The sequence below is a fragment of the Methanobrevibacter sp. genome (assembly GCF_045112895.1).
GTDB lineage: Archaea > Methanobacteriota > Methanobacteria > Methanobacteriales > Methanobacteriaceae > Methanocatella.
Map to the genome: position 1 here is coordinate 46,856 of NZ_JBGUIH010000022.1, position 14,254 is coordinate 61,109.

Here is a 14,254-nt window from a genome sequence, read left to right on the forward strand (position 1 = left end):
AATCATTCCTTTAGTAATTCTTGTATTTCAGCAGTTACTTTAGTTATATCTGCTTCTATTTCTTCTAGAGGTCTTGGTGGTTCATACACATAGAAATATTGTGTAAAATTAATTTCATAACCCACTTTATTCTTTTTATTATCATACCATGCATCAGAATAGTATTTGAGAACTTCATCTTCAAAGTAATCATCAATATTCTGGATTAATGGTATTTTTTCGGCATCTCTAAGATTGCTGTCTGCTTTTGGTTTACCTTTTCCATCAGTTACATATTCTGCTGTATCATCATGTTCTGATAATTTTTCTATTACATTCTTAATGAATGCTGGTTTAAGGTCAAATGGTTTTAATGCTTGTTTGACTTTAGCTTCAAAAGAATTCCAGTCAGTATATAAATCATTACCTATTGTTTGTAATGCTTTTTTGATTGCTTCTTGTTGTTTTTTACCTTCTTCCTCCTCTGCTAATTTTTTAAAAGCTGAGTAGGAATATAGGTTTTCAAGTCTTTCTTTTGATACTTGGTAGTTTAGTTGCATTGGTCTTTCAACAGAGATTTTTGTGTATCCGAAGTCTTCATTATCAAAGATTTTTACTTTATCATTTTCGATAAAATCTATATAAGTATTGACTATGTTATTTATGGATTTTTCAGGGATGAAATGTCTTTTGTCACCCAATGACTTTCTCATATTTTCAAATTCTTCACGTGCATCAACTAATTGTACTTTTCCTTTTCTTTGTGGTGTTTTTTTATTTGTTAACACCCATATGTATGTTCCTATTCCAGTGTTGAAGAATAGTTGATCAGGTAATGCAATTAATGCTTCAAGATAGTCATTTTCAAATATCCATTTTCTTATGTTGCTTTCACCAGAACCCGCATCTCCTATGAATAATGGTGATCCATTGGTAATCACTGCTATTTTTGATTTGTCATTTGTTTTCATTTTCGAAATCATATGTTGGATAAATAGTAGTTGTCCGTCACTTTTTCTAGGCAGTCCTGCTCCGAATCTTCCATTATATCCAAGTTCAGCTTCTGATTTTACTTCATCTTCATCTGTTTCCCAGTCTCTTCCATATGGAGGATTGGAAATCATATAATCAAATGTTTGGTTTGGTAGTTTGTCATTTGATAATGTACTGTAAGGCCCTTTGATGTTTTCTGCTTTTTCGCCTTTCATTAGCATGTCTGCTTTACATATGGCATAAATTTCATCTTGTATTTCTTGACCATATAATACTATATCTATGTCTGGATTGATTTTTTGCATGTATTCCTTACAGCTTGTTAGCATTCCTCCTGTTCCACATGCTGGATCGTATACTAATTTAATGCTTCCAGATTCATTTGTTTCACCTGCGAACAGCAATTCTGTCATTAATTTTACCACATCTCTTGGGGTAAAGTGCTCTCCTGCTTCTTCGTTTGATTGTTCAGAGAATCTTCTGATTAATTCTTCAAATATTGTTCCCATTTCGTGATTTGATACAGATTTAGGTGATAAATCTACTGTAGTTTCAGAGAATTTTTTAACTAGCTTGAATAGAATGTTTTTCTCTGATAACGTGTTGATATGTTTTTCTATATCAAATCTTACGAAGATGTCTTTTACATTTTCACTGAAACTGTTTAAATATTGTTTTAAGTTAGCTTCGATATTGTTTGGATCTTCTAATAATTTTTGGAAGTCATAAGGAGAATAATTGTAAAATCCTAATTTTTTTCCATTTTCTCCTATTGATTCACTCATTAATATTAGTTCTAATCCATCATCGTTTTTGTTTTCTTTATATGCTTTTACTACTGCATCTTTTGAATATGCTAATACGCTATCAAATCTTTTTAATACTGTGAATGGTAAAATTACTTTTTGATAGTCATTTCTTTTATAATATCCGCGTAATATGCTATCAGCTATAGCAAATATAAAATTGGATTTCTCCTGGAAATTGTTCATGTTATCACCTTATATATAATCTTTATTTTGTTTATATCATGTTATAATTTTAGGAATAGGTTTATTTTAATAAACCTCCTAATTTTCTATTAAGTTCTTCATCTACCTGTTTCAATTCTTTTTTAATTGCTTTGATGTTAGCAATTGTTTGTTCGATATCAATTTCTTCTAACTTTTCTGAATCAACATATCTATTTATTGCTAAATTGTAGTCATTTTCTTTGATATCTTCAATTGTAGCTATGTTTGATGTTAGTTCAATTTCTTCTTCGTTTGATAATATCTTAATATAATTATCAATATCTTCAATACTTACAAGGATTTTTCTCCATAACCTTCTAGTTTTTGCATTTCGTAGGTTTAAATAAAATATTCCTTTATTTTTAGGCGTTTTATTAATTATTAGCAATGCTGTTAAGACTCCGTTTGCTCCAAATAATCCTCCTGGAAGTCCAATGATGGTTGAAATGAACTCATTATCTACTAAATATTGGAAAATCTTTTTATTAGAAGATAATCTCAATACAGCATCAGGAACTATAATTCTTATTGTTCCATCATCCTCCAAATTATAAAACATATCTAAGAGGTAGGAAATTTCACTTAGTCTTTTATGAGCAAAATTTCCAAATCTAACATCCATCTCATTAAATCGTCCACCTTTTATTCCAAAAGGAGATATAGTTACACCTAAGTCAAATTTTACATTCCAAGGTATTGGTTCTATAATGTCATTGCATTTTATGAAAATATTTTTGTAATTTATACCATTGGTTAACAATGTCATTTTTGCCATAATGCATTTTTCACGGTTAGGGTGTTGTCCATAGTAGTTTTCTACATTAATCACATTACCGATTTGTGCAAGTAACGTTCCGTCATCAGCAAAGGGATCATAAATATTCGTAACATCTTTTTGATTTGCAGTTAACAATTTAATACTATCCTCTGTGAGCATGAAGATAAAATCTCTTCTTTTGTCGTTAGATAAGTATTTAATCATGAAAATCATGATTTCGCCTATTGTTGCTGTTGTTTCTGAGCAGATTTTTTCTACAACATCAATAAATGTTAACCATGGTTCATTTTTATTAAATCTATCAAAATCAATCATATCAAACAAGTCAAAAAATACATCTGATGCTTGAATACTATTGTTGTTATGTGTTATTTGTTCAATTCCGAGTTTTAATAATTCAATGACCTCACCTTTGTTTATGAGTAATTTTTCATATCTGAATTCTTCATTTAACTCATATCCTATATCTTCAGAGTTGCTTGATATATTATTAGATAAATATTTATATCCTAGTAAACATGCAATTTGAGTCATTGCTCCGGAACGTTCATGAAACCCTGATGCAACTAGCATTCTATTAGCTGAATTAATACTATTGGTTATTTCAATTTGTTTGTGGTTGTTTTCCTGCATATTTATTCAACTCCTTGTGATTTTTGAATTATACCTTCCTTTAAATCTATGTTTTCTTTGAGAAGTTGTTTTTGTAGTTTTATCTCTTTGTTAATTAAGTTAATGTATTCAACATACTCTTTTTGTTCTTTGAGTGAAGGTATTTCAAATTTAAGTCTAGCTACATCATTCTTTTTAATTTGTTTGATTATCCCTTCAGAGAATTTCTGTATTTGATTTCTAGCTATGTTACTGTTTAATAATTCAGCTAAAAAATCTGGATTCACATCTCTTGGTTTAATTATTACAAATTTAGAAGATACTACAACACCTTCGGGAATTTCACTAGTCTCACTTATACTAATAGCAGCTTGTGGTGAGGATAGTCTGAAAATCACGTCACCTTTTTGTGTGAGATATTTTGAATCAATGTCTGTTGCTATTTCTCCTTTTTTTGTATAAAATTCATCAACTGTGCAATATAATACATCAGTTTCTTGTTTGTCTCCCTCGTATGTTTTAGAATACCTTGGAAGTGATGCACCAATTGATATTCTTGCTATTTCATCTAATTGTGTTTTCATTTTAATTCAGCCCCATTAATCTATTTCTGTAAATCCCAAGCAATTATCTTTGCAAAATTCTTTTAATTGTTTTAACACTTCTTCGAAAATTGTGGATTGTTCTGTGAAGTAGTATATTGCGGGTGTTGCATTAGTGTATAAGCCAAGCTCAATACGGTTGTTTAATATTATAAATCTACAAAGTTTATCGTAGATTTGAATATCCCTTTTAATACTACTCATTACTTGATCCACTGTTTCTGTTGTTACAAATTTTAATCCAACAATGTATAGGTTTGTTGTTGTTTGGCATTCTTTTTTAATTTCATCTATATTCATTTTTTCATCTCCATGTGTGGATTAAGTAGATGCCAAAATCTTTATTAATATTCGTTGCCAAATATTTAAATGCAAATTATAAATTTCAGCATGTTCTACTGATCCACTTTTTTATTAAGAAGTGGTTCATGGAATATGTTTCTAGTTTTCAAAACTATGTTTCTATACCATAGAAACACTTCCTGATTATAACTATTTCACTAATCATATATAAATGTTTCGCTTCTATGTAGTAGGAACAAATTTATTTTTGATAGAAACATGATTTTTTATGCAATATAAATATTAATAAAACTAAGTATTTTTTCAATCTAACAACAAAATTGCCATTAAAATAACCAAATACTTATATATTATCTAGTTTAATACAATTATAGGTAATACAATGAGTATTGAAGAATGTAAGCAAATAATATTGGATAATTTCAGGAGCATAAAATTGGAAAAGGATTATGCGCAGCTCCATCTATCACTATTTCAAGTTGAAGAGTTAATTTCTCACTATGAAAAGCTTATTGATCTTCAAGAAGAAATTCAATCAAAACATTATCAAGCAATTAAACATATGGAAGATATTGATTTGATTGAAGATTATGATTATGTAAAATGGCATCAAAAAAGAGAGTCTGAAACGTTATCATGGAAACATGAGTTAGAAATATTAAATGAATATAAACATCAGATTAACAAAATTCTTCAAGACATTGAAGATGGAACTGCAGCAAAAACACTTGCAGAAGATGAAAAAGAGTTTATTTAATAATATATAATAAGAAATTACTTCATTAATTAATTAACTTATCAAAATCATGTTTTTAATTAAAATACATATTAATAAACTCCAAACATATATTTTTGTAGAATATTCAATTTTTAATTTATCACTACTTATTTAAAATATCATTTTTAGAATAATATCTCAAAATCACAATCTTTTGAAAATACATTCATATTACATGAATCAACTTCAATCATATTATTATTAATAACATCAACTTCATCTTTAAATTTAAAGGATGTTGCCTTTAAAATATTTAACCCAATGCTTGAATTCCTACCCTGGTCTAAATTAGAAAAATGAAAAGGATCTGCTAGACATATGCATAATCTTGGACTCAAGGGATAGAAAATAAAACTGCATTCCCTACCCAAACCTGGAGGATTTATAGGATTCCAAATTGAAATAGGATTATCCGATGTCCAAAAATTCAAATTAGTCTTGTTTTTAATTAAAATCCATTTTTTATAATAAAAATATTTGAAAAATTTCAAAGAAAATTTTTCAATATATTCTAAATGCCAATTTTTCACATGTTCTTCTGAAGGCAATTCATCAAACAACTTTTGAAATTTTTGTGGAATTTCTACTTCTTGTGAAATTTCATCTTTTAATTCATAAGAATGATTTATTATCCATTCACGCTTATCATTTGTTCTAATAAACTGAAGTGACATAAAATATGATAGATTTGCTCTAATGTTTAAATTGTTTAAATATTTATATTTCTTATTTTCAACCAGATTATTAATATATTTACTAGATTCCTTTTCAATTAAAGATAATTGATATTCTAAATTGTTTTTAGAGGATTCATAGAAATACTTCTTTTGTGCAACTTTACTAATAGATGCTTTGTAAGGTTTTTTAGTTTTAATATTAAAACAATTAATTAGATTATCAGAAGATTCATCTTTAAAATTTCTTAAATAAAACTGTGGAACATAATGCTGTCTTTTAGGTTTGCTCATCTTACACCTTAGTATATTTTATTAAAAATATGAAATTTTCCTATTATGATTAAAAAGTGCTAGCTTAATATTGCTGCTCTTGTATAATCAATCTTATAAATTAATTAATATTCAATAATTATCAAGTTCCAATTAAATGAATAAATTAAAATTATTCTAAAAAATCATTCAATATTAATTCTGCAGTATTCATTGTAGTTAATTCCTTATGAATATTATCAAAATGATTATAAAAATCTTCTGTTTTAATATTTTTAAACCCATAATAATATCTATACACAACTTCATTCATTTCAATATCATCTACAGAATTAAATTCTTCAATGAATTTATTATAAGCTATATTATTTTGTATTGATTTAGATGGTTTATTTAATCTAATAATTTTAAAACTAGATTCATAATCATTTATAAAACCTTTCTCTTCCAATATTTTATTGAATTTAGTATTGTCTCTTAATATTTCAAAATTTTCTCCAGTGAAATCAATGAATCCTGATTCAATTTTGACTCTTAAAGTAACCGGTAATTTGATTAATAATTCATAATTGGAGATAATATTTATAAATTGCATTACTAAAAATGCCCTTGGAGATAAGTATTCTTCTTTTTCAGGAATATTTGATTTTTCCAAATCAACAAGTTGTTCATAAATACCAAATGTAGCTTCAATATATTTTATTAGGTCATTTATTGCTCTATGTGCATCAGCATATCTCAATTGTATAAATAGATTTTCTTCATTTTGTTTAATTAACTCATTAGTCTGACGTATTGTCTTTTCATTATGTCTTTTATTAATTAATAAAATGATTATTGAAATTAATGCAATTAATACATTAGAAAATGATGCGACTAGTTCAATAACAGACTTTTTTAATAAAATAGGATTATGCCAAATTTCATTTAAACCAAAAAATACCCCTATGAAAAAAATTATTGCTAATACTGCCAATATCCCAATTAATATATCTGTTAAATTAAATGAGTTCTTTATATCCATTGAATTACTCCACGATAGGCTTTAAGATAATACATATTATTTAATAACATTATATTTAATCTTTATATATGAAGGGGGTTTATTTAAGATGATTGATACTGAAAATAGATTAATTAAATATATATTAAATATAAATTTCGTAATAACTTATGTACTAAAACATAGAATTGAGCATATAATGTGATTTTATGAAAAATAATAATATAAAATTAGAAGAATTAAGGCTTCTTTTTGAAAGAGAAACCCATAGAAAACAAAGTTTAGAAAATAAAGCTTCGTACTTTTTAGGTTGTATTTCAATTATTGTTACTTTAATTTGTACTTTTTCAAAATCTATTACATCAAATAATCTATTCATAATTCCTATGAAACTGGGATTGATAATTTATTTTTTTGTTTCACTTGGATTCTGCATATCAATTTTTTTACCAAGACCATATTATCATCCTTTTATTTTAGATGATTATAAAGAATTAGAATCTAGTTTTAACATTAATGAAAACGATTTTCAGGAAAAACTTATTAAACAATACTTAATTTCAATTAATAAAAATTATGAAATAAATGAAAAAGTTGTTACTAATTTTAGATGTTCTGTTTTTTATTTTATTATATTTTTGGTCATATTTTTAATAATGGAAGTGAGTTTATGAATTGTTGTAACTGTAATAAAGAATTAGATAATGAAATAATCGCATTTTGTGAAAAATGTGAAGAATATTATTGCATGAAATGTACTAAAGGCCATAATCATCATGGATTATCATTTTTTGAATATAAAAATAATGAAAAATATTTAATCCCCATAGGTTTTACAGCAGCAGGTCCGAATGACAGACATACTCAATTTTATTATGAAAAAGAATGGATTTTAAATAATTTAGGATGTGAACATGTTCTCAAAAAGTTAAATGAAGGATTACCTGTTTTTAATTGCGAAAATAATAAATTTTATTGTGATCAATGCTTCCATGATTCAAAATTAAAATATATAAGACCATTAATGAAATCAGAAGATGGAATTATTCAATCTTTAATTCCATATAAATTCCATCCATTTAATTTAGATTTCAATTTTAGTTGTGATGATGGAACTAAAGGCAAATCTATTAATTCAAGAATTTCAATTAAGAATAATAAAAAGAACGACATTACAGACATTAAAATTGTCATTGAATCGTATGCTGCAGACCCATTACCAAAAAATAAATCTTATGATATGTATTTAGATAAAATTTATCCATATTATATATTGTGCAAAGAACTACATCATGATTTAATTAAATCTGAAGGTATTTTGACAATTGATATTAAACTAGATATTCCTTTAGATGGAGAAATAAAAAAAGGACAATTTTTAAAAGAATATTATGATGATGGAACAACAAATAATTATTGTGAAAATGGTTTGTTAAACATTCCAAAAGAATTAATGATATATGCTTATTTCACATATAAAACATGTTCCGGCAATACATTCTATAGTTATGTGAAAACAGACATTATAAATATAAAATAGTAGACTCATGGTTACTGTTTATATTTAGAATTTATAATTTGTTAAGGATTTAGTGAATAAAACAGCATTATTTTATGAATATTATTTTAAGAAAGGAAAAAAGAAAAAATATGAAATAATAAATATTATAAAGAGTTTTTAGAATTCACTGATAATATCCTAAACAGTAGACCCTTCTTATTTAATATAATTATTTTCTGGGGAGAATATTATGATTATACAAGAATTTTATTGGGATGATGAGAAAATTTTAACAATAATACATGAAAAAATGGAAGACCAAATTAAGAATAGAACATTAAGAGAAGAAACTGAAATTTTAGGTCATAAAATAATTTTTAAAGAATATTATAATGAAAATAGTGAACTTGGAGATTTTGAACATGATTTTGTTATAGATGGTTTTTTAGAATGCAATAATGTGAAGAATCCTTATAGCAATTATAGCACAAAATATAAAGAATATGTTAATCAAGAAGATACTCCTTTAATCAATAACCATCAACTCTCAATTGATACAGAAAATTTTAAAAAATTATGTGAATTTGTAAAGGAGAATTGTAATTTTAATTTAACACCATCAGCAATTGGTAATTTACTAGTTTTTTGCCCAATTAAAATTGATGTAAAAAGTCATAACTCTGAAAATCTTCCATATTTAACTATTGAAGGTAGCGATGCACGTGGGACTGCTTTTGTGAAATTTAAACTAGATGATATTATTCGAGAATCTTATGTGCTGAATAATATATATGATGGATTAGAAATATGGTCCAAAAGAGATTGGGATAATTACGAGATAGAAATTTTCGATGATGGAAATTTAATTTATAAAGCAGAATATAATATAATACGGGCAATTAACTTAAATGTTGGAATAACAACCAGAATTATTGAAAAGAAATATCAAAGTATGGATAATAGCATATTAATTCCCAACACAGAAATGTCCGACCCGATTACAATTTCAGATAACACAGATTTAGATTTTTTAGAAAGTTATTTGATTAATGAAAAAATAGAGATGAATAAAATTAAAAATCCAAAAGAGAGTTATTGTAATTTTTTAAAGCAAGACGAACGTGAAAAAGCTTTTAAAATATTTGAAGGTCTTATTCAAAAAAATAATGAAATGTGGATTTTTGATCCATTTTTCATAAGTGATAACTCAGGAATCCCTGTTTTAATAGATATTTTAGTTATGTTATGCAGTACTCCAAAAACTAAAACTATTGTTTTTACAGAAAATCCTAATGAGAATGCAGAAAAAAATATGACTTTTAGCAAATATAAATCACAAATTGAAAACCATGGCGAAGAATCTTTAAGAGATTTAAATTTAGATTTATTAAAATTCAAAAAAGCAACATATATCTTCCATGATAGGTTTATCTTTTTAAAAACTGATGAAAAAATTATTGGATACCAAATAGGAACTTCATTAAATTCATTTGGGACAAATTATTCTAATATTATTAAATTAAATGATTATTGTGCAAAAACAATCTTTGAAATCCTATCTGAAAATATCATTTCTGAATATACTTATAATTTAAGGGATTAAAATGAATTTTGAAGAATTAAAAGAACTAACTGATAAAATAATAAAAAATGGGATTGAAATAACAGATAAGGAATATTTAAAAGAATTATATCAAAACAATGATTATGATATCATATTTAATGAATTAAATGAAATACTAATTAACTGTGAAACACCTCATTTAAAACTTTGTTATACATTTGCATATTATATAGGGTTCTTTAATATAAATTCAAAACAAAATATTTATGAATTACCAAAAATCATTGAATTAGAATCCTACAACTATTTAAAAGGTGGATTAATGTTATATTTTAAAGATGAGATGAAAATTAAATATAACTATGAAAAAGCAACTCCTTATTACAATAAATATTCATTTGTTGCTAATTGGTATCCTAGACCATTTTCCACTCATTATTCACTGATAAATTTATTAAATTGGATCTATTTATATGATGAAAAACGATTTAATAAATTAATTTTTAGTGAAAAACATAACCATATATTTTTATCAACATTAAAAGGAAGAATAATTAGAAATTTTAAAATTAATCCAAAATATATAAATTGGAAATGTAATGATGATATTAAACTATACGGGTTATTTAACTATTTATTGTATCCATATGCAGATGTTGGAAATTTAAACTTAAAAAAAGAAGAATTTAATATTTGGAGATATAACATAAAATTAATCAATAGAATAGATACTGAAATACTCATTAAAATTATTATAGATTATATTAAATACAAAGAGACAAAAATAATCCCATTAGAATTATTAGAAACTGTTAAAGATAATTTAGAACAATTTTACAAAGAATATAATCAAGTAAAAATTTTAAATATAAATGAAATATATCAGTTGTATTCAATAAAACATTGGTCTTTTCTATCAAAACCCATATTATTTGAATTAATATTAAAAAAATTAAAATTAAAATTATCTGAAGAACATATTACCATTAATGAAAGTGATTGGAAGAAATTTTTAAGCAATTTAGATATTAATGAAATTAAGAAAACTTTAAAATTATTGGAAGAATTAAAAAATAATTTAAAATTCACCTCAGAATTAGACAAAGAAATTAGATTCAAGAAATATTTAATTGATATTGGGAAATATGAAAAGATAACTGAATTAATAAATATTTGCAATGATATTATCAATGATTGAATTAAAATAGAATAAATAATTGAGCATATAAAACCATACATTATCAATTTTAAATATTATTTTGATAGCATTCAACACCTGCCAAATGCTATCACCCTTACTTTTATATCAATGATATTACCCTTCACTAACCATGTTTATGATGCCTAAAAGTTCTTTCTTTAAACTTCTCATCTCCTCAATTTCATTTCTCATGCTACCTACTTCTAATCTTAATGATTCATTTTCCTTTTCCATTTGAATGAACTGAGGTGATTTGATAGAAAGCTTTTCAACATCAGTATTGATTGTTACTGCCGGCAGATGCTTGATATATTCAAATTTCAAATCATCAGGGTTTGTCATAAAATATGCTGCATCCGTTTTGTTTTTGGCCTTTCCCTGCAAATCATTGACCTTGTCCAAACTCATGCCGCTATTATACAATGCAGATGCATGAAACTTGCGAAGCATGTGGCTCCTGAACCTTCGATATTTTCCAACCCTTCCAAGGCCTAAAGTGTCATTAATCATTTCAAATGATTGCACCATATATGTCCCGCTAATCCTAAACAATGGACTTTCCTCAGTCAGAGGTTTATCCCTCAACAACAGATATGCATTAATGGCCTTTACAGCTTCAGGACTGCAGTATGTGAGGTAATACTTGTTTGTCTTTTTCCTCAAAATGCTGAAGGTCGGAACGACATCATCCACACCGTTGAGATAATCGATTACATTAAAGATATCCATATCTCTTTTTGGCAGATATTCGGATACGGCCTCAATGTAATCTCCAATTGTCAGACTCAATGTTTCTGTTCTGGCACATCCGCTGGAACATGAAAACAAAATTATAGCTTTCATTAAAGGAGATGCAATTTGAAAGGCTTGTCTTATTACAGCCTTATCCGGTAAGTCCTTGAAATATATTGGAGCAGGCTTTTGAATACTCTTTTCATTGATTTTTGGCAATGCCAATATCTCTATATCATAGAATTTATAGAAATATTTAATGCAGTTCATCTCTTTTCTGACAGTTCCTGGAGCATAATGCTGATACATGTAATGTCTGTATTCGACCAATTTCGCTTTCAACCGACTATGTTTCCATTTTACTCCATTGTTTTCATCTTCTTCAGCTTCATAAAGAAGCTCTTTTAAGCTCATACCAAAATATTCACAGTACTTTCTCAGCGAAAGTTCATAGCTGAAAAATGTGCCCTGCGCATGGTTGCAGCTTATTGAAAAATTTTTTAATAGCTCGTCATTCATCATACTAATCACTTTTATTCTTCGTTGATAAAAAATATTGAGAGAGAGCGCTTGAAGAGTAATAAGTATCTGAACTTTTGAAACAGTTCGTATAAAACAAAATTATATTAAATAAATAGTACAAAATAATATCAATTCATAGAAAATCATATGAATTAACAAACATGAATTGGAGATTAAAAATGAAAGCTAATGCACAAAAAATAGCTGATGGAGTATACTGGGTTGGTGTACTCGATTGGGATTTAAGAACCTACCACGGTTACACATTAGACGGAACCACATACAATGCATACCTTGTATTTGGTGAAGATGAAGTGGCAATCATCGACAATGCATATCCTGGAAAAACCAAAGAGATGATGGCACGTATCGATGATGCTTTCGCTCAAGAAGGAAGGGAAGTCAAAGTTGACTACATTATCCAAAACCACGTTGAAAAGGATCACTCCGGAGTATTGGTGGACTTGCACAAAAGATTCCCTGAAGCACCGATTTACTGTACCAAAATAGCTGTAAACGGTCTTTTGAAACACTACCCTGCACTTGAAGGCGCTGAATTCATCACTGTAGGAACTGGCGACTCCTTGGATGTTGGCGGAAGAACCTTAGCATTCCTGGATGCATTCCTATTGCACTGGCCTGACAGCATGTTTACCTTGCTTGCAGACGAAACAGGCATATTATTCCCTAACGACGCATTCGGTCAGCACTTATGTTTCACCAAAAGATTCTCAGACGAGATTCCGGAAAATGTCTTGATGGATGCTGCACAGAAATTCTATGCAAACCTAATTACACCGCTTTCAAAATTGGTGCTTAAAAAACTAAACGAAGTAGTTGAATTAGGATTGCTTGACTCCATTAAAATGATTGCACCGTCCCACGGTCAAATCTGGACTGATCCTATGCAAGTAATCGGAGCCTACCAAAACTGGGCAACCGGTGTATGTGAAGACAAGATCACTATCATCTACGACACCATGCACTACTCTACCCAAAAAATGGCTCATGAAATTGCAGAAGGTGCAATGTCTGAAGGCTATGATGTAGAAATCTTCTTCCTGCACGAAGATGAAAGGTCAGAAATCGTCAAAAGCATCCTGACCAGTAAGGGAATTGCTGTTGGAGATCCTACCATCAACGATGTACCATATCCAAGTATCGGAGACATCATGTACTACTTGAAAGGTCTTCTATTCAACAGAACAGGTATCGTAAGAAAAGCAGTTACATTCGGTTCAATGGGTGGAAGAGGAGGAGCTCCTGCAAAGCTCGCTGAAGAATTAGGCACCTGCGGATTCGATGTAATTGAAAGTCAAGAAATTACATTCGTGCCAACTGCCGAAGAAGAAGATGCAAGCTACGAATTAGGTGTAAAATTAGCCAAAGCTTGTAAAGAATTATAAAGGTGATTTATATGGTAAAATACGAACATGAAATTGGAATTACAAAAGGAACCCCTGTAGAAAACTATGTTGCAGGAAACTTTGAAGGAGAAACCAACGAAGTAGGTATCTACTTGGCAATGTCCAGACAAGCTTCCAGAGAAGGCTATGGGGAATTGGCTGAAGTATTCAAAAGATTAGCTTGGGAAGAAGCTGAACACGCTGCCAGATTCTGTGAAATGAACGGAATCATTAAACCTACCCTCAAAGAAAACATCGAATGGATGATGGGTGGAGAAAAAATGGCTAACGCAGAAAAAAGAGAAGCTTCCGAAAAAGCT

At 27.9% G+C, this 14,254-nt stretch carries 14 protein-coding genes; 7 read left to right on the top strand and 7 right to left on the bottom strand.

From position 1 onward, the window contains the following. Positions 1 to 2: 2 nt before the first annotated feature. The 4 genes from ACJMLD_RS04740 to ACJMLD_RS04755 all read right to left on the bottom strand — a co-directional run bounded on the left by ACJMLD_RS04740 (position 3) and on the right by ACJMLD_RS04755 (position 4,277). Entirely contained in the window at positions 3 to 1,964 is a 1,962-nt protein-coding gene (locus tag ACJMLD_RS04740; protein WP_405268503.1) for an N-6 DNA methylase, read from the bottom strand. 61 nt (positions 1,965 to 2,025) lie between these two features. Next, complete coding sequence (locus ACJMLD_RS04745) at positions 2,026 to 3,396, bottom strand: N-6 DNA methylase (RefSeq protein WP_405268506.1); 1,371 nt, start codon at positions 3,394 to 3,396, stop codon at positions 2,026 to 2,028. Between the two features lie 2 nt (positions 3,397 to 3,398). Next, positions 3,399 to 3,959, bottom strand: coding sequence for a restriction endonuclease subunit S (locus tag ACJMLD_RS04750; protein WP_405268509.1), 561 nt, complete (start codon positions 3,957 to 3,959; stop codon positions 3,399 to 3,401). 15 nt (positions 3,960 to 3,974) lie between these two features. Next, on the bottom strand, positions 3,975 to 4,277 hold the full coding sequence (locus ACJMLD_RS04755; protein ID WP_405268512.1) for a hypothetical protein: 303 nt from the start codon (positions 4,275 to 4,277) through the stop codon (positions 3,975 to 3,977). Between the two features lie 385 nt (positions 4,278 to 4,662). On the opposite strand from ACJMLD_RS04755, the gene ACJMLD_RS04760 reads away from it, so the two are divergent. Further along, positions 4,663 to 5,037, top strand: a complete 375-nt coding sequence (locus ACJMLD_RS04760; RefSeq protein WP_405268515.1) for a hypothetical protein — start codon at positions 4,663 to 4,665, stop codon at positions 5,035 to 5,037. Between the two features lie 146 nt (positions 5,038 to 5,183). Here ACJMLD_RS04760 and ACJMLD_RS04765 read toward each other — a convergent pair whose 3' ends face one another. After that, positions 5,184 to 6,026, bottom strand: a complete 843-nt coding sequence (locus ACJMLD_RS04765; RefSeq protein ID WP_405268517.1) for a DUF4238 domain-containing protein — start codon at positions 6,024 to 6,026, stop codon at positions 5,184 to 5,186. Between the two features lie 151 nt (positions 6,027 to 6,177). Further along, on the bottom strand, positions 6,178 to 7,029 hold the full coding sequence (locus tag ACJMLD_RS04770; RefSeq protein ID WP_405268520.1) for a hypothetical protein: 852 nt from the start codon (positions 7,027 to 7,029) through the stop codon (positions 6,178 to 6,180). A 188-nt stretch (positions 7,030 to 7,217) separates the two neighbouring features. Here ACJMLD_RS04770 and ACJMLD_RS04775 point away from each other — a divergent pair, with 188 nt between their 5' ends. The 4 genes from ACJMLD_RS04775 to ACJMLD_RS04790 all read left to right on the top strand — a co-directional run bounded on the left by ACJMLD_RS04775 (position 7,218) and on the right by ACJMLD_RS04790 (position 11,271). Beyond that, positions 7,218 to 7,682 carry a hypothetical protein gene (locus ACJMLD_RS04775; protein ID WP_405268523.1) on the top strand — a complete coding sequence of 155 codons (465 nt, stop codon included), beginning with the start codon at positions 7,218 to 7,220 and terminating at the stop codon, positions 7,680 to 7,682. Next, complete coding sequence (locus ACJMLD_RS04780; RefSeq protein WP_405268525.1) at positions 7,679 to 8,548, top strand: hypothetical protein; 870 nt, start codon at positions 7,679 to 7,681, stop codon at positions 8,546 to 8,548. Before ACJMLD_RS04775 ends, ACJMLD_RS04780 begins: the two co-directional genes overlap by 4 nt. A 211-nt stretch (positions 8,549 to 8,759) precedes the next feature. Beyond that, complete coding sequence (locus tag ACJMLD_RS04785) at positions 8,760 to 10,112, top strand: VPA1262 family N-terminal domain-containing protein (protein ID WP_405268528.1); 1,353 nt, start codon at positions 8,760 to 8,762, stop codon at positions 10,110 to 10,112. 1 nt (position 10,113) lies between these two features. Then, positions 10,114 to 11,271 carry a hypothetical protein gene (locus ACJMLD_RS04790; RefSeq protein ID WP_405268530.1) on the top strand — a complete coding sequence of 386 codons (1,158 nt, stop codon included), beginning with the start codon at positions 10,114 to 10,116 and terminating at the stop codon, positions 11,269 to 11,271. Positions 11,272 to 11,388: 117 nt separating this feature from the next. Here the strand turns inward: ACJMLD_RS04790 and ACJMLD_RS04795 are convergent, their stop codons facing one another. After that, positions 11,389 to 12,528 (bottom strand): tyrosine-type recombinase/integrase, encoded by a 1,140-nt coding sequence (locus ACJMLD_RS04795; RefSeq protein ID WP_405268533.1) that lies wholly within the window; start codon positions 12,526 to 12,528, stop codon positions 11,389 to 11,391. A gap of 179 nt (positions 12,529 to 12,707) precedes the next feature. Here ACJMLD_RS04795 and ACJMLD_RS04800 point away from each other — a divergent pair, with 179 nt between their 5' ends. Together ACJMLD_RS04800 and ACJMLD_RS04805 are read left to right on the top strand one after the other, a co-directional pair. After that, on the top strand, positions 12,708 to 13,934 hold the full coding sequence (locus ACJMLD_RS04800; protein WP_405268536.1) for an FprA family A-type flavoprotein: 1,227 nt from the start codon (positions 12,708 to 12,710) through the stop codon (positions 13,932 to 13,934). An 11-nt stretch (positions 13,935 to 13,945) separates the two neighbouring features. After that, on the top strand, positions 13,946 to 14,254 hold a 309-nt coding region (locus ACJMLD_RS04805; protein WP_405268539.1), incomplete at its 3' end, for a ferritin family protein.